The organism is Streptomyces sp. NPDC059866 (genome assembly GCF_042731325.1).
Classification (GTDB): Bacteria; Actinomycetota; Actinomycetes; order Streptomycetales; family Streptomycetaceae; genus Streptomyces; species Streptomyces flavusporus.
In genome coordinates this window covers 86,524-108,031 of the sequence record NZ_JBHWJT010000008.1, presented here as the reverse complement: position 1 = coordinate 108,031, position 21,508 = coordinate 86,524, and the positions used below count along the sequence as shown (strand labels likewise).

Annotated in this window: 20 protein-coding genes; 10 read left to right on the top strand and 10 right to left on the bottom strand. The window is 70.9% G+C overall.

The features are described 5' to 3' along the window. Positions 1-7: 7 nt before the first annotated feature. The 4 genes from ACFV7R_RS14465 to ACFV7R_RS14450 form a co-directional block, all read right to left on the bottom strand. Positions 8-1,081 carry a hypothetical protein gene (locus ACFV7R_RS14465; protein WP_385263521.1) on the bottom strand — a complete coding sequence of 358 codons (1,074 nt, stop codon included), beginning with the start codon at positions 1,079-1,081 and terminating at the stop codon, positions 8-10. Between the two features lie 249 nt (positions 1,082-1,330). Continuing rightward, on the bottom strand, positions 1,331-1,753 hold the full coding sequence (locus ACFV7R_RS14460; protein WP_385263520.1) for a hypothetical protein: 423 nt from the start codon (positions 1,751-1,753) through the stop codon (positions 1,331-1,333). Between the two features lie 100 nt (positions 1,754-1,853). After that, positions 1,854-3,065: a pyridoxal phosphate-dependent aminotransferase gene (locus ACFV7R_RS14455; protein WP_385263519.1), complete on the bottom strand. Its 1,212-nt coding sequence runs from the start codon at positions 3,063-3,065 to the stop codon at positions 1,854-1,856. A gap of 310 nt (positions 3,066-3,375) precedes the next feature. After that, complete coding sequence (locus tag ACFV7R_RS14450) at positions 3,376-3,825, bottom strand: hypothetical protein (RefSeq protein ID WP_385263517.1); 450 nt, start codon at positions 3,823-3,825, stop codon at positions 3,376-3,378. A gap of 256 nt (positions 3,826-4,081) precedes the next feature. Here ACFV7R_RS14450 and ACFV7R_RS14445 point away from each other — a divergent pair, with 256 nt between their 5' ends. Continuing rightward, complete coding sequence (locus ACFV7R_RS14445) at positions 4,082-5,014, top strand: serine protease (protein WP_385263516.1); 933 nt, start codon at positions 4,082-4,084, stop codon at positions 5,012-5,014. 19 nt (positions 5,015-5,033) lie between these two features. Here the strand turns inward: ACFV7R_RS14445 and ACFV7R_RS14440 are convergent, their stop codons facing one another. Together ACFV7R_RS14440 and ACFV7R_RS14435 are read right to left on the bottom strand one after the other, a co-directional pair. Beyond that, on the bottom strand, positions 5,034-6,644 hold the full coding sequence (locus ACFV7R_RS14440) for an amidohydrolase family protein (RefSeq protein WP_385263514.1): 1,611 nt from the start codon (positions 6,642-6,644) through the stop codon (positions 5,034-5,036). A 10-nt stretch (positions 6,645-6,654) separates the two neighbouring features. Beyond that, positions 6,655-7,920, bottom strand: a complete 1,266-nt coding sequence (locus tag ACFV7R_RS14435) for an amino acid deaminase (protein WP_385263512.1) — start codon at positions 7,918-7,920, stop codon at positions 6,655-6,657. Positions 7,921-8,055: 135 nt separating this feature from the next. Between ACFV7R_RS14435 and ACFV7R_RS14430 the strand changes: the two genes are divergently transcribed. The 5 genes from ACFV7R_RS14430 to ACFV7R_RS14410 all read left to right on the top strand — a co-directional run bounded on the left by ACFV7R_RS14430 (position 8,056) and on the right by ACFV7R_RS14410 (position 12,432). Then, complete coding sequence (locus tag ACFV7R_RS14430; RefSeq protein ID WP_385263511.1) at positions 8,056-9,129, top strand: sugar kinase; 1,074 nt, start codon at positions 8,056-8,058, stop codon at positions 9,127-9,129. Next, positions 9,126-9,887, top strand: a complete 762-nt coding sequence (locus tag ACFV7R_RS14425; protein WP_385263509.1) for an IclR family transcriptional regulator — start codon at positions 9,126-9,128, stop codon at positions 9,885-9,887. The genes ACFV7R_RS14430 and ACFV7R_RS14425 overlap by 4 nt, the downstream gene beginning before the upstream one ends. After that, complete coding sequence (locus ACFV7R_RS14420) at positions 9,884-10,294, top strand: RidA family protein (RefSeq protein ID WP_385263507.1); 411 nt, start codon at positions 9,884-9,886, stop codon at positions 10,292-10,294. The genes ACFV7R_RS14425 and ACFV7R_RS14420 overlap by 4 nt, the downstream gene beginning before the upstream one ends. Positions 10,295-10,401: 107 nt before the next feature. Next, a complete protein-coding gene (locus tag ACFV7R_RS14415; protein WP_385263506.1) occupies positions 10,402-11,889 on the top strand; it encodes a GntP family permease in 1,488 nt (495 codons plus the stop codon). Between the two features lie 54 nt (positions 11,890-11,943). After that, the gene (locus tag ACFV7R_RS14410) at positions 11,944-12,432 is read left to right on the top strand and encodes a hypothetical protein (protein WP_385263505.1); all 489 of its coding nucleotides are present in this window, start codon (positions 11,944-11,946) and stop codon (positions 12,430-12,432) included. Here the strand turns inward: ACFV7R_RS14410 and ACFV7R_RS14405 are convergent. Further along, a complete protein-coding gene (locus tag ACFV7R_RS14405; protein WP_385263503.1) occupies positions 12,429-13,784 on the bottom strand; it encodes a M14 family metallopeptidase in 1,356 nt (451 codons plus the stop codon). The two genes, ACFV7R_RS14410 and ACFV7R_RS14405, sit on opposite strands and share 4 nt — an antisense overlap. 359 nt (positions 13,785-14,143) lie before the next feature. Here ACFV7R_RS14405 and ACFV7R_RS14400 point away from each other — a divergent pair, with 359 nt between their 5' ends. The 4 genes from ACFV7R_RS14400 to ACFV7R_RS14385 all read left to right on the top strand — a co-directional run bounded on the left by ACFV7R_RS14400 (position 14,144) and on the right by ACFV7R_RS14385 (position 19,390). After that, on the top strand, positions 14,144-16,462 hold the full coding sequence (locus ACFV7R_RS14400) for an ATP-binding protein (protein WP_385263502.1): 2,319 nt from the start codon (positions 14,144-14,146) through the stop codon (positions 16,460-16,462). Positions 16,463-16,491: 29 nt separating this feature from the next. Beyond that, positions 16,492-17,400, top strand: a complete 909-nt coding sequence (locus ACFV7R_RS14395) for an anti-sigma factor RsbA family regulatory protein (RefSeq protein WP_385263500.1) — start codon at positions 16,492-16,494, stop codon at positions 17,398-17,400. A gap of 87 nt (positions 17,401-17,487) precedes the next feature. Then, on the top strand, positions 17,488-17,985 hold the full coding sequence (locus ACFV7R_RS14390) for an ATP-binding protein (RefSeq protein ID WP_385263498.1): 498 nt from the start codon (positions 17,488-17,490) through the stop codon (positions 17,983-17,985). Positions 17,986-18,061: 76 nt separating this feature from the next. Further along, entirely contained in the window at positions 18,062-19,390 is a 1,329-nt protein-coding gene (locus tag ACFV7R_RS14385; protein WP_385263496.1) for an Nramp family divalent metal transporter, read from the top strand. 3 nt (positions 19,391-19,393) lie between these two features. Here the strand turns inward: ACFV7R_RS14385 and ACFV7R_RS14380 are convergent, their stop codons facing one another. From ACFV7R_RS14380 to ACFV7R_RS14370, 3 genes are all read right to left on the bottom strand, one after another. Further along, on the bottom strand, positions 19,394-20,665 hold the full coding sequence (locus tag ACFV7R_RS14380) for a hypothetical protein (protein ID WP_385263494.1): 1,272 nt from the start codon (positions 20,663-20,665) through the stop codon (positions 19,394-19,396). 61 nt (positions 20,666-20,726) lie between these two features. Beyond that, a complete protein-coding gene (locus ACFV7R_RS14375) occupies positions 20,727-21,233 on the bottom strand; it encodes a SigE family RNA polymerase sigma factor (protein ID WP_385263492.1) in 507 nt (168 codons plus the stop codon). An 80-nt stretch (positions 21,234-21,313) separates the two neighbouring features. Further along, a complete protein-coding gene (locus tag ACFV7R_RS14370; protein WP_385263490.1) occupies positions 21,314-21,505 on the bottom strand; it encodes a hypothetical protein in 192 nt (63 codons plus the stop codon). Positions 21,506-21,508 lie beyond the last annotated feature (3 nt).

The window sequence follows — 21,508 nt, the reverse complement described above, 5'->3', positions numbered from 1 at the left end:
GATCCCCCTATCCGCGCGCCCGGCGCGCCATCTCGTGCAGCACCGCGGAGGTGGGCACGGGCGCCTGCCGTACGCCGGTCAGCTTCTGGTTGAGGTAGTCGGTGTGGCCGGCGGTGGCCGACGTGAACTCGCCGGTGGCGCCCTGCGGACGGAACCCGTGCCGGACGGCCAGCTTGCGCAACTCCGGGTCGGAGGAGAGGAGTTCGCCGACCTCGCGGCCCTCCTCGGTGAGGGGTACGACGGTGTGGTCGCTGGTCGTGGTGGTGTCCGGGTAGAGGACGGTGAGGTCGTCCACGCCCTGGCCCTGCGTGAGCAGTGCGGCGACCTGGGACTCGTAGACGAGGACGAGCGGGTTGCCGGCGCCGCTGATGAAGTCCCGGAACGCGCCGTCCGAGCTGGACTGCTGGGCGCCCTGGACGGTGACCAGCTTGCGCAGCAGGGGGGCGGTCCGCTCGACGTCGGCGTCGCTCGCGACGACCCGGCCGTCGTTGTCGACGTAGGAGGCGGCGGCGAGGTAGAGGGCACCGGAGTTGGAGGTCACGGGGTCGGTGCTGGTGATGTAGAGAGTGCCGGTCAACTCCCCGTACTTCTCCGCCCCCTTGAGCTGCTGCCAGGTGCGGTCGTCACGGGCGGCGTCGAGGTAGGCGCCCATGTCGAGGGTGCCGTGGTTCTTGTCGAGGGTGACGAGACGGTTGGCGGCCAGCACCTCGGCGGCGCCCCGATGCGCGACGACGACGAGCGGCGAGTAGAAGGGCCGCGGCAGCGGCTGCTGGACGCCGTACTTCTCGGCGAGCGCGTCCGACGGCGCCTTGCTGGACGGAAAGGCGAGGTCGTAGCCCTTCAGGTCCAGCCCCTCCATGGCCCACGAGCCGGACGTCTCCGTCTCCACGGTGTAGCCCTTGGCGGCCAGGGCGTCCACCACCTTCGGGTCGGCGAAGAACTCGGCCTTCTCCGACCCGATCACTGCGCGCACGGTCTTCGTTGCCGTGCCCTGGTCCCCGTTGTCCCGGCCCGCTACGACGGCTGCCACCACTCCGCCGATCAGCACAACCGCGAGGACGATACCTGCGATACGTCTCACGCCGGGAGCGTGCTCCCGGAACCCAACGTTCCCGGGCGAGACGGGTGAACGACCGGTGACTTACCGGTCCCGGCAGCGCAACGCCCTAAGGGGTGCGGGGCTGCAATCAATATGCGGCTCCTCCCCCACTCTCGGCTTCGCTCGAGCGGGGGACCCCCACCGTGGGCGCGATCAACCACAAACAACCGGAAGCCGCCCACCCACAAACCGCCCTACGGCGAACCGGGACCGTCGGGGAGCCCGGAGGGCTCAGCGGGACGCGACCTCGCGGGGCTCCAGCGCAGCGGCATGCGCGTCCATGCGTTCCGCCGTGAGAATCGCCGCCGCCGTGTCCGCGCGGGACGCCGCGACGACCAGGGCGCGGCCCGCGAGGGTGTGGGCGCGTCGGTGCAGGGCGGCGAGATGCGGCTCGGCGGTGGTCGCGGTCACCGACGTGCGGGCCGGCGCGGCTCCTCCCCGCAGCCGGGCCACCTGGTCGGCGAGCCGGGTGGCCGCGGTGTCCAGGTCGGCGGACGGGGCCAGCGCGCGCAGCTCGTCGGTGACGGCGAGCAGTGCCGCGAGATGGCCCGCGAGCTGGATGTCCAGCTCTTCCTCACGGGAGCGGTGGGGGAAGTCGGTGGTGCTGCCGGCCATCGTCGTGTGGACCGACTTGGTGCGGATCGGCTCGTACATGGGATGGCCTCCTGTGTTCGACAGAAGACATCCTAGCTTGGATTTCGTCTAAAGTTGAGTCGTTCACAAAAGTGAGCCGGCTGTCCACGCAGCGTGAGCGTCAGTGCTGGCTGTAGCCGTCCAGGAACGTGCCGATCCTGCCGACCGCGTCCCGTAGATCAACGACCGTCGGGAGCGTCACGACCCGGAAGTGGTCCGGTTCCGGCCAGTTGAAGCCCGTGCCGTGGACGACCATGATCTTCTCCCGGCGCAGCAGGTCCAGGACCATCCGGCGGTCGTCCTTGATCTTGAAGACCTTGGGGTCGAGGCGCGGGAAGAGATACAGCGCCCCCTTGGGGCGGACGCAGGTGACGCCGGGGATCTGCGTCAGCATCTCGTAGGCCACGTCCATCTGCTCGCGCAGGCGCCCGCCCGGCAGGACGAGGTCGTTGACCGACTGGCGTCCGCTCAGCGCGGCGACGACCCCGTGCTGGCCCGGCATGTTCGCGCACAGGCGCATGTTCGCCAGGATCGTCAGGCCCTCGATGTAGGAGTCGGCGTGGGCGCGCGGGCCGGAGATCGACATCCAGCCCACCCGGTAGCCGGCCACCCGGTACGCCTTCGACATGCCGTTGAAGGTGAGGGTGAGCAGGTCGGGGGCGACCGCCGCGGTGGGGGTGTGCGTGGCGCCGTCGTAGAGGATCTTGTCGTAGATCTCGTCCGAGCAGACCAGCAGGTTGTGCCGGCGGGCGATGTCCGTCAGGCCCTTGAGCACGGCCTCGTCGTAGACCGCGCCGGTCGGGTTGTTCGGGTTGATGATGACGAGCGCCTTGGTGCGGTCGGTGACCTTGCGCTCGACGTCGGCGAGGTCCGGCATCCAGTCGGACTGCTCGTCGCATCGGTAGTGCACGGCCGTACCGCCGGACAGGGAGACGGCGGCCGTCCACAGCGGGTAGTCCGGGGCCGGTACGAGGACCTCGTCCCCGTCGTCCAGCAGGCCCTGCATCGCCATGGTGATCAGTTCGGAGACGCCGTTGCCGATGAAGACGTGCTCGACGTCCGTCTCGATGCCGAGGGTCTGGTTGTGCATGACGACGGCCCGGCGTGCGGCCAGCAGGCCCTTGGCGTCGCCGTAGCCGTGGGCCGTGGAGACATTGCGGAGGATGTCCTCCAGGATCTCCGGCGGGCACTCGAAGCCGAAGGCCGCCGGGTTGCCGGTGTTCAGCTTGAGAATGCGGTGTCCGGCCGCCTCGAGCCGCATCGCCTCCTCGAGTACCGGGCCCCGGATCTCGTAACAGACGTTGGCGAGCTTGGTCGACTGGATCACCTGCATGTCAGGGAGCTTACGGCGGGGTAACGCAACGCGGGTCGTGCTTTCCGCCACATGAGACGCGACCGTTTGGGTGGATATGGGCGCACGCTGTCCCAGGAGTCACTTCAGCCTCTACAATGCGCGGTCATGTCCAGGTCGCCTCGGTTCGAAGACGGACGAACAGCGTGAATGCCGCGAACAATGCCACTGGCGCGTACGACGCCCACGGCGGGAGCCCGGGGGGCGGGGAGCCCCAGGGTCCCCCGAACGTGTATCACCCGCAGGCCGACGCCGTTCCGGCGTACGAGGAGTACGCGGACCCGGCCACGGCTCACGGCTGGCAGAACACGTACGACGAGACGGCGGAGCTGCCGAAAGTGGGCGAGGGGGCTTCGCGCGGCGGACGCCGGTCCCGGCGGAAGCCGTCGGCCTGGCGGAACCGCCGCGTGGCGGTGGCCGCGGGAGCGGTGGGTGCCGTCTCGGCGGCCGCGCTGATCGCCGGGTTCTCCTTCTCGGGTTCGCCGTCCGGGGGGGCCCAGGACAAGGACGACCGCACGGGGTCCACGACCGGGGAGTCCGCGGTGCCCACGGAATCGGGCGGGGCCTCGGCGCCGGACGCGGCGCGGGCAGACCGCCCGTCGGGCACCGGGAAATCGTCCGGCTCGGCGTCTGCTGACCCGTCCCCCTCGGTGAGCGGCTCCGCCTCGGCCGGGACGAAGACGAAGGACTCCTCGACCGGGTCCCCCACCGCCGACGCGACGACGACCTCCGCTCCCGTCACGACCACCTCGTCCCCGGACCGGACGAAGGACAATCCCGGACGCGGGCAGGGCGGCACCAAAGACCCCCGCTAGCTGCCCTCTTGGGGTGATCCCATGCGGTGATCGTGGAGATCCGGCGACGTCCGGCGTGAAACGGTCCCCGGCCAGGAACATCTCCTTGTCCCCTCGCATGCGCGGCATCACAATGCGCATGACAAACCTGCGGGCGACCGGAAGATTTCCGGTCGCCCTCGTCGCAAGAGGGGACCCCCACACATGAGAAAACCTCTCGTCGTCGCGCTCTCGGCCCTGGCGATGGCCGGGGCCGGCGCGGCCCCCGCGGTCGCGGCCGAGCCCACCCCCACGGGCTCGAGCACGGCCGCGGACACGGACACGGACACGATCACGTCCGTGGTCCACGACGTGGTCACGTCCGCCACGGCGAGCGTGTCGCGGCTCACCGCACCGTCGGCCCAGGCCGTCGACTTCGCCGGCACCGTCTCGCTCAGCAACTGCTCCGGCTCCGTCGTCCGCATGCCGGACTCCGAGGACAACGACCCGGCGCTCGTGATGACCAACGGCCACTGCCTGGAGTCCGGCTTCCCCGGCCCCGGCGAGGTCGTCGTCGACCAGGCCTCCAGCCGCAGCTTCGGCCTGCTGAACTCCTCCGGTGCGCGGGTCGCGACCCTGCGCGCCAACAAGATCGCCTACTCGACGATGACCGACACGGACGTGGCGGTCTACCAGCTCACCACCACCTACGCGCAGATCAGCAGCTCGTACGGCATCAGCCCCCTGACGCTCAGCGACACGCGCCCGACCGCCGGCACCGCCATCAGCGTCGTCTCCGGCTACTGGAAGCGGATCTACAACTGCTCCATAGACGGCTTCGCGTACGGACTGAAGGAGGCCGACTGGACCTGGAAGGACTCCGTCCGTTACACCTCCGCCTGCAACACCATCGGCGGTACGTCGGGTTCGCCCGTCGTCGACCAGAGCACCGGCCGCGTCGTCGCCGTCAACAACACCGGCAACACGGACGGTGAGCGCTGCACGATGAACAACCCCTGCGAGGTCGACGCGAACGGCAACGTCACCGTCCGCCAGGGCATCAACTACGCCCAGCAGACCTACCAGCTCGCCGCCTGCTTCGGCATCGACAACAAGCTCGACCTCTCGGCGAGCGGCTGCACCCTGCCCAAGCCGTAGGAACGTGACGGGCGGGCGGTCACACCGGAGTGCGGCGGACCGCCCGCCCCGCCAGTACGTCCGTGCGCCGGCCGTCCTCGATGACGAACCGGCCGTCGACCAGCACATGCGGGATGCCCGTCGGGAGAGTGCGGGGCTGCTCGAAGGTGGAACCCGCCGCGACGGTCGCCGGGTCGAAGAGGACCAGGTCGGCCCGGTACCCCTCGCGGACCAGCCCGCGGTCCGGCAGCCGCAGCCGCGCCGCCGGGCGCGAGGTGAGGTGGGCCACGCACTCCTCCAGTGACAGCACCCCCAGCTTCCGTACGTACCGGCCGAGGTAGTGCGGGAACGTGCCGTACGCGCGCGGGTGCGGCTTCGCGCCCTGGAGGATGCCGTCGGAGCCGCCGGTGTGCACCGGGTGCCGCATGATCGCCTGCACGTTCTCCTCGTGGCCGACGTGCTGGAGGATCGTCGGGCCCAGCCGGTCCTCGACCAGCAGACGGCGGGCGGTGACCCAGGGGGCCTCGCCGCGCAGCGCGGCGGAGTCCTCGACCGTACGGCCGACGTAGGCGCCGAGGGCGGGGTCGCTCACGCCCGAGATCTCGATCGTGTCCCACTCGACGGGCACGCCGTGGCAGCCGTCCGCGCCGGTCACCTCCAGGTCGTAGCGGATCCGCTCGGCGGTCTCCTCGTCCGCCAGCCGCCGCAGGATCTCCTGAGGGCCGCCCTCGCTCGCCCAGCTCGGCAGCAGCGCCGCCAGGGTGGTGGAGCCGGGGGTGTACGGGTAGGTGTCCAGGCTGATGTCCGCCCCGGCGGCGAGCGCGTCGTCCAGCAGGGACAGCAGCTCCGGCGCGCGGCCCTTGTTCACGCCGAAGTTCATGGTGGCGTGGGCGAGGTGGAGCGGGCAGCCCGCCTCCCGGGCCAGCGCCACCATCTCCTCGTACGCCTCCAGCGCGCCCGCGCCGTACGAGCGGTGATGCGGGCAGTAATAACCGCCGTAGGCCGCCACCACCCGGCACAGCTCGGTCAGTTCGGCATCCTTGGCGTACATGCCGGGCGTGTAGGTGAGCCCGGACGACATCCCGACCGCGCCCTGCTCCAGGCCCTCGGCGACCAACTGCCGCATCCGGTCCAGCTCTTCCGGCGTGGCCTCCCGGTCCTCCCAGCCGACGGCGAGCGCGCGGACCGTCCCCTGCGGGATCAGGTACGCCGCGTTCACGGCGATGCCCCGGTCCAGGCGGTCCAGGTACTCGCCCACCGACCGCCAGTCGACGTCGATGTCGTCGCCGTACCCGTTCCAGCCGGTGATGGCGCGGCGGACCTCGGCGAGGGTGCGGTCGTCGACCGGGGCGTACGACAGTCCGTCCTGGCCGATGACCTCCAGGGTGACGCCCTGCGCGGCCTTCGCGCTGTGGTCGGGGTCGCGCAGGAGAGCGAGGTCGCTGTGTGCGTGCATGTCGATGAAGCCGGGCGAGAGGACCAGGCCCTCGGCGTCCAACTCCCTCATGGCGCTGGGGCGTTGGCAGCCGGCCGCCGCTGCCTCCTGGACGATCGACACGATCCGGCCGTCGTTCACCACCACATCGGCGCGGTACGCGGGGGCGCCGCTGCCGTCCACGACGTCCGCGTCACGGATGACGAGGTCTTCCATACCGGGCCTCCTAGAAGAACGTACGGATGTACTCGACGACCGTGCCGTCCGCCTCGGCCACCGGGATCAGCTGCCACTTGTCGAACGACGTGCACGGGTGGGACAGGCCCATGCCGAGCCAGTCCCCGACCTCCAGATCCGCCTCCGGCGCGGTGCGCAGCCAGGCGTGCTGGTCGGACAGGGCGGTGACCTCGATGCCGGTCGCCGGGCGCTCGGCACCGTCGCGGCGCACCACCTGGGCGAAGGGCAGGTCCAGGTCGTAGGCCGCGTCCCGCTTGCCCGCGTTGACGAAGGCCTGCCCGGGGGAGGGGCGGGAGACGACCTGCGCCCACAGGCGGAACGCGGGCTCCAGGGCGCCCTCCTCCGGGACGCGGGTGAAGGGGGTCAGCTTGCGGTAGTGGCCGTCGTCGTGCGAGACGTACGCGCCCGAGCGCAGCAACTTCAGTACGGGGGCGGTCAGTTCGGGGACCTCGGCGAACACGTCGGCCACCGCGTCGAACCAGGCGCTGCCGCCCGCGCTGACGACGATCTCGTCCAGGCCCTGGAACCGTCCGGCCTTGTCGAAGTCCGCGGCCAGCGCCACCAGCCTGCGCAGCCAGGCGCGCACCCGCTCCGGGGTCGCCTGCGGCACCTCGCCCTCGTAGCCCGCGACGCCGACCAGACGCAGGGCGGGCACGGCCGCCACCGCCTCCGCGATCGCCGCGCACTCCGCCTCCGTACGGGCCCCGGTGCGGGCGCCGTCGCCGGCGGCCAGCTCGACCACGACGTCCACGGGACGGGGGCTCCCGTGCAGGGCCGCGGCCATCTGCTCCACACCGCGCACGGAGTCGACGTAACAGATGAAACGGAAGTCCGGGTCGGCGGCCAGTTCCGCGGCGATCCAGCGCAGGGCCGCGGCGTCCACCAGCTCGTTCGCGAGGAAGATCCGCCGGACGCCGAACGCCCGCGCCACCCGCACCTGGTGCGGCACGGCGAGCGTGATGCCCCACGCGCCGCGTTCGACCTGGCGGTGGAAGAGCTGTGGGGCCATGGAGGTCTTGCCGTGCGGGGCGAAGGCGAGGCCGTGCCGGCTCGCGTACCGCGCCATGAGCGCGAGGTTGTGCTCCAGGTGCTCGGCGGACAGGGCCAGGACGGGCGTGGTGAAGCCGTCGGTGAACAGGTTGCGGCGCTGGGCGGCCAGCTCGCCGACCGTCAGCCCGTCGGCATCCGGCGGAAGGCCCTTGAAGCGGTGGTCGACGCGTTCCTCGGCGAGGCGGGCGAGCGCTTCTCCGGCCATGGGGCCTCCCTCATCAGGTGCGTTGCATGTATTGCAACATTCATTGCGTATATCGCTTACCGCTGTCTAACATCTCGGCCAACGCGGGGTCAACGGAGCCGCCGCCCCGCGAGACGACGAGGAGTCCCGACCATCGTGACCGCCACCGGCCCCACCACCGCCCCCGACGTCGTGGACGTCGTCGCGCTCGGCGAGTCCATGGTCACCTTCCTGCCCACCCGCCCGGGCCGCCTCGCCGACGTCCCCTCCTTCGACCGCGCCATCGGCGGCGCGGAGTCGAATGTGGCGTGCGTGATGGCGGCGGCCGGGCATACGACGCGGTGGGTCAGCAGGGTGGGCGCGGACGGCTTCGGCGACCACCTGGTCGAGGCGATCGGCGCGTACGGCGTCGACGTGTCGTCCGTCCGCCGGGACCCTGCCCGTCCGACGGGCGTGTACTTCCGTACGGCCGGGGACCGGGCGGGCGACGGTCACGAGGTGGCGTACTACCGGGCGGGGTCGGCGGCGTCGGCGATGGCCGTGACCAACGTGGACATGCCGGCGGTGCGGGCGGGGCGGATTCTCCACCTGTCGGGAATCACGGCAGCGCTGTCCGGGGACTGTCTTGAGTTGATGCGTGAGCTGACGGCTCCGGGTCCGGACCGCCCGCTGGTGTCCTTCGACGTCAATTACCGACCTGGGCTGTGGTCCGCCGACGGCGACGGCCCTGCTGTGCTGCTGGAGCTGGCGCGCAGGGCGGACATCGTCTTCGTCGGCGATGACGAGGCGCGGGAGGCGTGGGGGCTTCATGGTGGGCGCGCGATCCTGGAGGCGCTGCCTGAGCCGGGGACAGTGGTGGTCAAGCAGGGAAAGGGTGGTGCCACCGCGTTTGATCACGCCACCGAAGGCCTTGCCGACGCCACCGGCACCGCCACCTTTGTCCCCTCCCTCGATGTCGACGTTGCAGCCGCTGTCGGTGCCGGTGATGCTTTCGCCGCCGGCTTCCTGTCCGCCACCCTCCGAGACCTCCCTGTCCGCGACCGCCTCCGCCACGGTCACCTCACGGCCGCCGCCGCCCTCACCGCCCCCGGCGACCTCGCCACACCCCCCACCCGCGCCCACGCCGACCGCCTTGCCGCCCTCGATGCCGAGGCGTGGGGGAGACTGCGACTCGGCCCCGGCTGGACGCACGCCGTTGATCGGGCCCCGGAGGAGGTACGCACCCCATGAGCCAGACCGTCGACCGCGCCCTGAGCATCCTGCCGCTGCTCGCCGAGGGACCCGCCGATCTCGGACAGGTCGCCGACCGCCTCGGCGTGCACAAGTCCACCGCCCTGCGCCTCCTGCGCACGCTCCACGAGCACGGCTTCGTCTACCGCCAGTCCGACCAGCGCTACCGCCTCGGCGCCCGCATCTTCGCGCTCGCCCAGGAGGCGATGGAGAACCTCGACATCCGCGAGATCGCCCACCCTCACCTCGTACGGCTGAACGAGCAGTGCGGACACACCGTGCACCTCGCGGTGTACGAGGAGGACGAGGTCCTCTACATCGACAAGGTGGAGAGCCGCTACCCGGTGCGCATGTACTCCCGGATCGGCAAACCGGTCGCCATCACGGTCGCCGCCGTCGCCAAGCTCCTCCTCGCCGACCTGCCCGAGCACGAGCGCCGGGCCGTCGCGGAGAAGCTCGACTACCCCCTGTACACGGCCCGTTCGACCCCCAACGCCGGGGCCTTCCTCAAGGAACTCACGAAGGTGCGCGAACAGGGCTGGGCCACCGACCTCGGTGGCCACGAGGAGTCCATCAACTGCGTCGCGGCGCCCATCCGCGGCGCCGACGGCCGGGTCGTCGCCGCGATGTCGGTGTCCGCCCCCAACGTCGTCGTCACCGCCGACGAACTCCTCACCCTGCTCCCGCTGGTCCGCCGCGCCGCGGACGCGATCAGCGGCGAGTACTCCGGAAGGACCCCGACCAAGGACGTCGTATGACCGAGAAGACCGCCCTCACCCCCAAGACCCACACCACCCCGCCCGCGAAGTTCTCCCACGGCGTGAAGAAGGGCAACATCCTTCAGGTCGCCGGCCAGGTCGGCTTCCTGCCCGCCGAGGAGGGCAAGCCCCCGACGCCGGCCGGCCCCACCCTGCGCGAGCAGACCCTGCAGACCCTCGCCAACGTCAAGGCGATCCTCGAGGAGGGCGGCGCCTCCTGGGACGACGTGATGATGATCCGCGTCTACCTCACGGACGTCGCCCACTTCGCCGAGATGAACGAGATCTACAACGCCTACTTCGAGGCGCAGGGCCTGACCCAGCCGCCCGCCGCGCGCACGACGGTCTACGTCGGTCTGCCCGCCGGGCTCCTCGTCGAGATCGACGCGCTCGCCGTGCTCGGCTGACGCACCCTCACTCCCGCACCTTCGTCAACGGCACGGCGCCCACCGGGGCGCCGTGCCGCGATCCGCCCTGCCCGAAAGCAGTACGTGCTGACGCAGAGGACCCACAAATGTCCCCACTGTCCCTCCCGCTCGCCGCATCCGCCCCCGCGGAGACCCCACCCCACACCGGCGGACTGCTCCTTCTCATCGACGGCACGGCAGGACTCCTGACCGTCGCCGCGATCGGCATCGCCCTCCTCCTCTTCCTGATCATCAAGACCCGGCTCCAGCCCTTCGTGGCCCTCCTCGCCGTCTCCATAGTCGTCGGCCTGCTGGCCGGCCTCTCGGTCACCGAACTCTTCGGCACGGTCCAGCGTTCGGACGCCGTCTCCACCATCGAGTCCGGCATGGGCGGCATCCTCGGCCATGTCGCGATCATCATCGGCCTGGGCACCATGCTGGGCGCGATCCTCGAAGTCAGCGGTGGCGCCGAGGTGTTGGCGTCCCGTCTCCTCAACCTCTTCGGCGAGAAGCGCGCCCCGCTCGCCATGGGCCTCACGGGCCTGATCTTCGGTGTCCCGGTCTTCTTCGACGTCGGCATCTTCGTCCTCGCGCCGATCGTCTACGCCGCCGCCAAGCGCTCGGGCAAGTCGATCCTGCTCTACTGCCTGCCCCTGCTGGCCGGCCTCTCCATGACCCACGCCTTCCTGCCCCCGCACCCGGGCCCGGTGGCCGCCGCCGGTCTCCTCCGGGTGGACCTCGGCTGGGTCATCCTCATGGGCATCGTCTGCGGCATCCCGGCAGTGCTGGCCGCCTGGGTGTTCTCCTCGTGGATCGGCCGCCGCATCTTCGTCGCCGTACCGCAGGACATGGTCGAGGCGGCGGGCGAGGCCAAGCAGGCCGTCCTCGCCGAGCAGCGCGCGGCCGGCGTGGAGCCCCGCGAGCAGCCGGTCGCCCTCGGCACGGTCCTCGCCATCATCGGTACGCCGCTGATCCTCATCCTGGCCGCCACGTTCTCGTCGATCGCCCTGGACCCCTCCACCCTGCGCTCGGTGATCGAGTTCTTCGGGCACCCGTTCGTGGCCCTCACCATCGCGCTGCTGCTGGCCTACTACGTCCTCGGCATCCGCCGCGGCTGGTCCCGCAAGTCCCTGGAGACGGTGTCGACCTCGTCCCTGAAGCCGGTCGGCAACATCCTGCTGGTGGTCGGTGCGGGCGGTGTCTTCGGCGCCGTCCTCAAGGCGAGCGGCGTCGCCCAGGCCCTGTCCGACACCTTCAACGACGTCGGCCTCCCGGTGATCGTCCTGTCCTACCTGATCTCCGTGGTGCTGCGGGTCGCCCAGGGCTCGGCGACGGTGGCCATCGTGACGACGGCCGGAATCGTCGCCCCTCTGCTCGCCGAGGGTGACCACTCGCAGGCCTTCGTCGCGCTGGTCATCATGGCCATCTCCGCCGGCTCGATCTTCGCCTCGCACGTCAACGACGGCGGCTTCTGGATCGTGGCCAAGTACTTCGGCATCAGCGAGCGGGACACGCTCAAGACCTGGACCGTGCTGGAGTCGGTGCTGTCCGTCGCCGGGTTCGTGGTGGCCGCCGCATTGAGCATCTTCGTATAACAAAGTAGGGGCTGACTGTCTCGGACACAGGATCGTCGACCATACTGCTCCGCTGTGGAGCAGCGCATAGGTACGAGCAGTCAGCCCCTGGACGCCGGCGTCAACCCGGCCCACATCCCCGGGTTCACGGCGCCGGAGAAGGCCGCCGAGCCCGAGGACGCGGTCGAGCCCGAGGAGGCGGCCCCCGTCGAGGACGCGGCCCCCGAGGAGGCCCCGGTGGAGGAAGCCTCGGACGCCGAGGAGGCCGAGGCGGCCGACGGCCCCGTTTTCGAGGCCGCCGACCGCCGCGCACGCATCGTCGCCGACGCCAGGGGCGTACGCCTGAGCCTCGACGACGAGAAGTGCGAGTTCCGCTGGGACGAGATCGGCGCGATCGAGACGGAGTCCCCGCGTTTCGGCAAGCGGTTCACCGTGACCGTGCACACGCCGGACCGCCGTTGGTACCCCATCGAGATCGAGGCCACGTCGAAGTCCCAGCACAAGGAGTGGGACTCACAACTGGACGACGTCCTCGACGCCTACTTCGAAGAGGACGCCGACTAACTGCAGTACTGGGCTTCCTTGCCGATGGACCGGTACATACAGTCCGCGTTCTCCAGAAGCTGCAGCACCGCATCCCGGTTCCGCGAGGTCTCCCGCTCGATCACCTCATCGGGCGGGTAGAACCCGCCCCCGGACGCGGAGGACGGATACATCTCGAAGGTGTACCCGAAGATCTTCTGCGAGCCCCACAGATAGTCGTCGATCGACCCGTCGGTGATGTACAGGTCGCTGGACTGCTCAGCCGTGTAGCCGTTGCTGGCACCCATCTTCTGCCCCACCGCGGCGAAGGCGTTCCGGTCGTCGGCCGTCATCCCGGTGGTCGTGTCGGAGTACGTGTACCCGAACGGCCACAACACCAGCTCGCTGTACGTGTGGAAGTCGATGCCGGCCTTGATCTGCTGCGTCCCGCCGACGACCCGGCTGCGCACGAAGTTCGCGACCACCTTGACCTCGGGCGCGGATTCGGGCGCCGAGCCCCGGTAGGTGTCCGAGGACGGCGAGCCGGACGACCCGCCGCAGCAGCCCCACCGGTAGTTCCAGTTCCGGTTCAGGTCCGTACCGACGTACGACGAACCGGAGTTGGGCTGCCGGTTCTTGCGCCACGACCGGTAGGAGCCGGTCGCGATGTCGTACTCACCACCGTCCGGGTTGAGGTCCGGGATGATCCAGATCTCCCGGTTGTTCACCATGCTGGTGACGCGTGAGTCCGTGCCGTAGTCGGAGGTCAGCTCCCGCAGCAGATACAGCGCCATCTCGACGGTGAGGTGTTCACGGGCGTGCTGGTGGTGGGTGAACAGCACCTCCGGTTCGGACTCGTCGCTCGCCACGTTGTCGCTGATCTTGATGGCGACGATGTTCCGGCCCTGGTACGACGTACCGATCACGCGCTGGCTCGCGATGCCCGGGTTCGCCGAGACGACCGAGTTGATCTCGCTCGTCATCTCCGCGTAGTTGTGGTAGCGGGAGTCGCCGGAGGGGAAGTCGTAGAGCCGGACGTCGTCCTCGCCGGCCGACCGGTCGGGGACCGCGCCGAGTGCGGTGATCTCGTAGCCCTGTGAGCGCAGCTTCCTGACCTGGTCCGGGCGGCCGGAGATCACGACGCCGTGACTGTGGACCTCGTCCACGGTCACGCCCGACCGCTGAAGTGCCGTACGGTCCTTGGCGGTCGAGTGCATATGGATCTCGTACTGGCGGATGTCGTCCGCCGAGGCCGACGCCCGGTCCGCCCCGTCGGCGGTGGCGTCGGTGGCCGTCGCCGAGATCGGGGCCGCGAGGGCGAGGGCCAGCAGGGCGGCGAGCGCGGCGGTGCGTCTGCCGCTGCGCACACCTGAGCCGCGGATGCGAAGTCGCATGAAATCTCCTTGTTTCTCCAGTGATTCCGGGGTCTCCGGAAGTGGGGGAGTGGAGCCGTGGGGGTGGTTCTTCCGCGCGACGTACGACGTTCTGGTGCGGGTGTGGCGCTCATCGTGGGTGCCTGGCATGGTCAGGTCAAGAGTCGGCCGGGAACCGGTGGCCGAAAGCGAACGAAAAACGGCTGCCGGACAGGGGATTGAGCGTCCGCGCAGTGTACGCACGACGTCCTCACCCGGCGCCGTCCCCGGCAAAGTGCACCCGTCGGTGTGAGCGGAACGTGCATATATGTAGGCGTCGGGGGAGAGTTGCAGTCCGCGCAAGGGCGAACCCTCCCCCCACCCCAGAGGACTGGCTGATCATGGGCGGATCAGCGCCGCACCGGGACGGTCGTCTGCCGGTCGAGACGACCAGCTTCGTCGACCGGCGGACCGAACTCACCGAAGGCCGCGAACTGCTGGCCCGTGCCCGCCTGGTCACGCTGACCGGCCCGGGCGGCGTCGGCAAGACCCGGCTGGCCGGACGCCTGGCGTCCCGTGTCGCCCGCGCCTTCCCGGACGGCGTGCGGTTCGTGCACCTGTCGGGGCTGCACGACCCGGCACTCGTACCGCTCGCCGCCGCCGACGTCCTCGGCCTGCACGACCACTCCGCACAACCGCCGCTGGACGCGCTGGTGGAGCACTTACGGGACCGGCGGCTGCTCCTCGTCGTCGACAACTGCGAGCATCTGCTGGGCGCCTGCACGGAACTGGCCGCCGCCCTGCTGCGCGGCACCACCGGCGTCCGTATCCTCGCCACCAGCCGGCACCGCCTCGGCCTCACCGAGGAACACCTCCTGGAAGTACGGCCCCTGCCGGTCCCCGACCCCGACGGCGACCTCTCCGCCGCCGACGCCAACCCGGCCGTGGCCCTCTTCGCCGACCGCGCCGCCGCCGTCGTCCCCGGCTTCCGGCTCACGCCCGCCAACCGGCCCGCCGTCGTCCGCCTGTGCCGGCGCCTCGACGGCCTCCCCCTCGCCATCGAACTCGCCGCCGTCCGGATGCGCGTCCTCGGCGTCGAACAACTCCTCGACCGCCTCGACGACCGCTACCGCCTGCTGTCCGCAGGCAGCCCCGCGGCCCGCCCCCGCCACCAGACGCTGCGCGCAGCCGTCGACTGGAGCCACGACCTGTGCACCGAGCGGGAGCAGTCGGTGTGGGCGCGGCTGTCCGTACTGGCCGGCAGCTTCGACCTGGAGACGGCGGAGGCGGTGTGCGCGGACGAGGAAGGGCTGCACGCCTACGACGTCCTGGAAGCCGTCGCCGGGCTCGTCGACAAGTCCGTACTGTGCCGCGAAGCAGGCCCCGACGGTGTGCGCTACCGCCTCCTCGACACCCTCCGGCACTACGGGTGGGAGAAACTCCGGCACAGACCCGAGGACGAGACCGCCGCACGCCGCCGCCAGCGGGACTGGATGCAGCAGCGGGCCGCCGCCTGCGAACGCGCCTGGTTCGGGCCCGGCCAGCGGGAGATCGTGGCCCGGCTGCGCGCCGACCAGGACAACCTGCGCGCCGCCCTCGACTTCAGCCTCACCACCCCCGGCGAAGCCCTCGCCGCCCTGCGCCTGGCCGGCACCCTCTGGTTCTACTGGCACGCCTGCGGCGCCCCCCGCGAGGGCCGCTACTGGCTCGACCGCGCCCTCGACGCCAACCCGGAACCGACCCCCGAACGCGCCCGCGCCCTGTGGGTCTCCGGACTGCTCGCGCTCTGCCCCGAGGACCTCACCCGAGGCCACCGCCGCGCCGAAGAGGCCCGCACCCTGGCCCGGCGGCTCGGCGACCCGGCGGAGGCGGCGCACGCCGAGTACGTCCTCGGCGTGATCACCCTGTTCAGCGACGACCTGCCCGCCGCCCTCGACCACTTCCGGGCCGCCGTCGCCCGCGGCCGCGCCCCCGGCCAGCACCTCAGCCTCGTCGGCCTCGACCGCGTCGAACTCGCCTGCGCCCTCGGCTTCCTGGGCGAGGCCGACCAGGCCATCGAGGTCTGCGAGGAGACCCGCCGGCTGTGCGAACGGCACGGCGAGGAATGGGTGCTGTCGTACGTCCACCGCATGCTGGCCCTCGCCCACAGCGTGCGGCAGGACCACCGGCAGGCCGAACGGCACGCCCGCGAGGCCCTGCGCCTCAAACTCGCCGTGCACGACGTCGTCGGCATCGGCCTCACCCTCGACCTGCTGGCCCACACCGCGAGCCGGACCGGCGCCCACGACCGCGCCGCCGTCCTGCTCGGCGGCGCCGACCGCATCTGGGCCGACGTCGACCGCAACCGCTGGGGCTCCGCCGCCCTCAACTCCGGCCGCCACGACACCGAGACCCGGGTACGCGAAGCCCTCGGAACGGCCGCCTACGAGCGGTCCTACGAGTACGGTGCCGGACTCGGGCTCACGGACATCGTCGGCCACGCCCTCGACGAACACCGCCCCGAACAGCCCACCGGCGAACGCCCCCAGCCCGACGTCCGCCTCACCCGCCGGGAGAGAGAGGTCGCCGAACTTGTCGCCGAGGGCCTCGCCAACCAGCAGATCGCCGACCGCCTGGTGATCGCCCGCCGCACCGCCGAGGGCCACGTCGAACGCATCCTCAGCAAGCTCGGCTTCAGCAACCGCAGCCAGATCGCCGCCTGGGTCACCGCCCGGCGCTGACACCCGCCCCTACCACCGACAGGAAACCCATGCCTGCCCGACCCGCATTTGCCCAAGGCACCTTCGACCACCGCATGGCCGTCTTCGACACCGACGAGGAGTTCCTGGCCGCCGCCCTGCCCTTCCTCGCCGAAGGCCTCGCCGCCCCCGACGAACCCCCGCCCGTGGCCATCGCCGCCCCCGCCAAACTCGGCCTGCTGCGCGACGCCCTCGGCGACGACGCCCGGCACATCGGTTTCGTCCCGCACACCGAGTGGTACACCGGCTCCGCCGCCAACGCGATCGCCCAGGGCGCCGGCTACCTCGCCGCGCACGCCGCCCCCCACGGTCGTATCCACCTCCTCATGGAACCCGACTGGAGCGGCCGGGCCGGCCGCTCCGCCCGCGAGACCGGCGAGTGGATCCGCTACGAGGCCTTCGCCAACCTCCTCTTCGCCCCGCTCGCGACGACCGCCCTGTGCGCCTACGACACCCGCACCGCGGGCTCCGCCGTCGTCGCCGCCGCCCGCCGCACCCACCCCGGCACCGGCGTCTACGAGGACCCGCTGCGCATCGCCGCCGAACTGGACGCCGTACCGCTGCCGCCGCCCCCGCCGGACGCCCACCCGCTGCCCGCCCCGGACCCGCACTCCGTCCACACCTGGGCCACCGCCCGCGGGCTGTCCGCCGCCGACGCCGACCTGTTCGCCGCCGCGGTCACCGAGGCCGCCGCCCCGCTCGACCCCGTCACCCGCGTCCTGCTGTGGGGCGACGCCCCCGCCTGCGTCTGCGAACTGCGCTCCCCGCGCCGCGTCGACGACCCCCTCGCCGGTTTCGTCCCACCGCCGGACGCGCAGCCCGCCCCCGGCCAGGGGCTGTGGTTCGCCCGGCAGGTGTGCGCATACGTCGACGTACGCGACGAGGGGGCGGGCGCGGCCGTACGCCTGCAGTACGCGTAAGCCGATCCGTATGCGCATCCCTGCACAGGTATGGAATCGGGTAGTCCTCCCCGTGTGCCGTACACCCGGTACGGACACCCTGGAGACATGCTGCAACTCTCCGGGGGAGGCCGCCCGGACCCCGACCCCCGGTACGGCGCCTATCCCCAACCACCCATGCGCGCGGGCCACTTGAGCGTCGAGTACGACCCGCAACCCTCCGCCGTCCGCGAGGCCCGCACGGAGGTCCGGCGGCAGCTGGAGGCATGGGGACTGGCGGAGCGGGACGGTACCGGCGACGACGATCTGGTGGCCACGGCCGAACTGCTGGTCAGCGAGCTGGCCACCAACGCCCTGCTGCATGCCGCGACCCCCTTCCGGCTCACCCTGACCGCCGCGCACGGCGTCCTGCGCTGCGAGGTCGCCGACCGTGGCCGGCGCCCGCCGCGGGTGGTCGACGCGGGCACCTCGGAGAGCGGCCGCGGGATGTTCCTGGTGGACGCGCTCGCCCGACGCTGGGGCCACCACCAGGACGGACCGGGTACGACCGTCTGGTTCGAACTCGGCACGTGCGCGTGCGACGGCTGCGGTCGGCGGCAGCCGTAGCACGCGTCGCACACATCGGGTGAAGATCCCGTCCGCCCTCTTGTCGCCCGGCCGCCCATGGGCTTACTTGACCTTCATGGCGGACACCACGGGAAACACCAGTGAAACCGGCGCATCACCGGCCCAGAACTCCAACTCCACCCCTCGTAAATCCAGTTGGAAGTACATCGGCCCCGGCATCGTCGTCGCGGCGACCGGCGTCGGCGCCGGTGACCTGGTGGCCACGCTCATCGCGGGCAGCAACTTCGGCTACACCCTGCTGTGGGCCGCGATCATCGGCTGCCTGGTGAAGATCTCCCTCGCCGAAGCGGCCGGCCGCTGGCACCTGTCCACCGGCCGCACCCTCTTCGACGGCTGGGCGAGCCTGGGCCGCTGGACCACGTACTTCTTCGTCGTCTACGTCGTGATCTGGGGCTTCGTCTACGGCGCGGCGGCGATGTCGTCCAGCGCGCTGCCGCTGCAGGCGCTGTTCCCGGACGTCATGGACCTCAAGTGGTGGGGCATCGCCTGCGGTCTCGTGGGCCTGGTCTTCGTCTGGTTCAACAAGTACGCCGTCTTCGAGAAGGTCATGACGGTCCTGGTCGGCGTCATGTTCGTGGTGACGGTGTACCTCGCGATCAGGGTCACCCCGAACCTCGGGGACGCCTTCGCGGGCCTCCTCCCCGTCCTGCCCGACGAGAAGGACTCGATCCTCAACACCCTCGGCCTGATCGGCGGCGTCGGCGGCACCATCACGCTGGCCGCATACGGCTACTGGGTCAACGCCAAGGGCTGGACCAACACCGGCTGGATGAAGGTCATGCGCCTGGACAACCGGGTCGCCTACGCCACCACCGGCGTCTTCGTCGTCGCGATGCTCTTCGTCGGCGCCGAACTGCTGCACGCCGCGAACATCGCCATCGAGAGCGGCGACAAGGGCCTGATCCAGCTCGGCGACATCCTGGAAGACGAATACGGCACCGCTACCGCAAAATTCTTCCTGATCGGCTTCTTCGCCACCTCCTTCACCTCCCTGATCGGCGTCTGGCACGGCGTGAGCCTGATGTTCACGGACTTCGTGGCGCGCTACCGCCGCCGCGACGCCGCCAAGGGCGAGGAGATCGCGTCGGGCGAGCGGGAGCGCTCCTGGCCGTTCCGCGCGTACCTGCTGTGGCTGACGTTCCCGCCGATCGTCCTGCTCTTCCAGGGCCAGCCGTTCCGCCTGGTCGTCATCTACGGCGTGCTGGGCGCGGCGTTCCTCCCCTTCCTCGCCGGCACCCTGATCTGGCTCCTGAACTCCGACCGCACACCCCGCGAGTGGCGCAACGGGTGGGTGAGCAACGGCATGCTCGTCATCGCGGGGCTGCTGTTTCTGGTGCTGTGCGTGAAGCAGATCTGGGACCAGCCGTGGTCGGAGTTCTTCTAGCGGTCACAGGAGGTCGGCCCACTTCGGGCTGAGGGCGATCTCCCGAAGCTGCTCCATGGTCAGGGCGGGCGTCTCACGGGTGGCGGCGCTGTGCTGGTCGGCGGCGTTGAAGGCGCTGACGGCCACGCGCAGACCGTCCTTCCTGAGGGTGTCGGCGGTCCACATCACGACCCCGTCGACGCCCTTGTCGCCGGACCCCTCCCGGGTGACGACCTTCGTGCCGTCTTCCAGGGTCTCGGCCTCGGAGCCGAAGATCTCGGCCTCGATGTCGGACATACCGGGCTGCACGTCGACCTGGACGAGACTCCTGCCCTTGCCGTCGTCGAGGACGACGTACGAGTACGACGACCCCTTGTCGACCACCTCGACGCCGTCCGGGAGCAGTTCGGTGAGCGTCGTCACGATGTCGGCGACCTCGGGACCCTCGGGCGGCGTGGGCGCCTCCGGCACCGGCGCGCCCCCCTTCGGGTTCTCGGGGATGGCGTCGACGGCGCCACGCCACTCCGGAGCCGTGACGACCTTCTTCAACTGAGCCGGGGACAGCGGCGGTTCGTCCCTGGAGATCGGCTTGTCCTTCTCGGCGGCGGAGTTCCACTCGCTCACGCCGACCTGCTGCCCCTCGGGCGTGACGAGCTCCGCGTGCCAGTGCTTGGTGTCGACGCGGCGGTCCGGATACTCGTACCCCTGGAAGATCATGAGCAGCGAGCCGTCGCCCAGCCTCGTCGTGCGGCAGCTGTCGTACGGCACAAACGTCTTGTCCGGGCAGGTGGTCGCCTCGCGGGCCTGATCACTGCCCGGCTCGACCCGGCTCAGGCTGACACCGATCGCCGCCGGACCCTTGCCGTCGTCGTACACGAGGTGGGCGTACGGCCCAGGCAACTCGTTCGTGCCGCGCGCCGACTCGGCGCTGAACTCGCCGTCGGGAAGGTACTTCTTCAGCGTCTTGAGCAGCTCGTCGCCGGAGACGGGGGCGGGCGTGGACGAGGCGGGCGCCGGGGAGCCGTTCCGCCCCACGGACTGCTGCGAGGTCCCGCTGCCGTCCGTGCCGTTCCCGGGCAGGACCAGCGCCCCGGTCACGCCCACGAGGGCGATGCTCGCGACGCCGCCGAAGACCGCGGCCCGGCGACGCAGCCGCAGCCTGCGCCCGCGGGCCTGACCGGCGGCGATCAGGGCGGGACGATCGGTGTCGAAGGTGTCCCCGGTCTGCCGCAGGGCTGCGCCGAGGCGGCCCTCGAAGGGGTCGTCGAAGGGGTCGTCGTGGTGTGGAGTGGGCATGGCGAATCACCGTTTCTCAAGACACACGGATGAAGTGAGGCGTAAGGGATCAGGGGGCGCTTCAGTGGGTGGCGTACTCGCCGAGGTCCTCGCCCAGAAGCTCACGCATCCGGGCGAGCGCACGGACACAACGCGTCCGCACGGCGGCCGAACTGGCGTTGAGTACGTCGGCGGTCTCCTCGATGCTGCGGTCCTCCCAGTAGCGCAGCACGACCACCGCCCGGTCCTTGGCCGGCAGCCGGGCGAGGGCCTCCAGCAGGGTCAGCCGCAGGGAGGCGTCACCGGCGCCCGCGTCGGGCCGGTCCGGCAGTACGTCCATGGCGCGCTCGGTACTGCTCCGCCGCCGCTGATGGGCGAGGAACGTACGGGTCAGCACGGTCTGCGCGTACGCGGCGGGGTTCCCGACCCGCGCAACGCGCCCCCATCTGACGTACAGCCGCCCGAGGGTCTCCTGCACCAGATCCTCGGCGAGATACGTGTCCCCCGCGGTGAGCAGACACGCAGACCGGTACAGATGCCCGGCGCGTGCCGCCGCGAACTCCGCGTACTCGTCCCCGCGGACCTGCATCGTCGTCCCCCCGTCGTAGGCACCGTCACTTCATTGATGCGCCAGGCCCGGGGAAATGTTTCACGCCGGCCTCAGATCACTCAGAGCAGGTGATCGGCCTCCCCGGCCTTGATGCCGAGGATGAGGCTGCGGAGAGCTTCGCGGCTGTCGGTGAGGTAGGAGTCCTCGGCACCGGCGACGGCTATGTAGGCGTTGCCTTGGGGGTCGGTGCCGAGGCGGAAGCAGCTGGCTCCCTCGCCGCAGAACGGCTCTTCCCAGGCGATGTCGTTCATCAG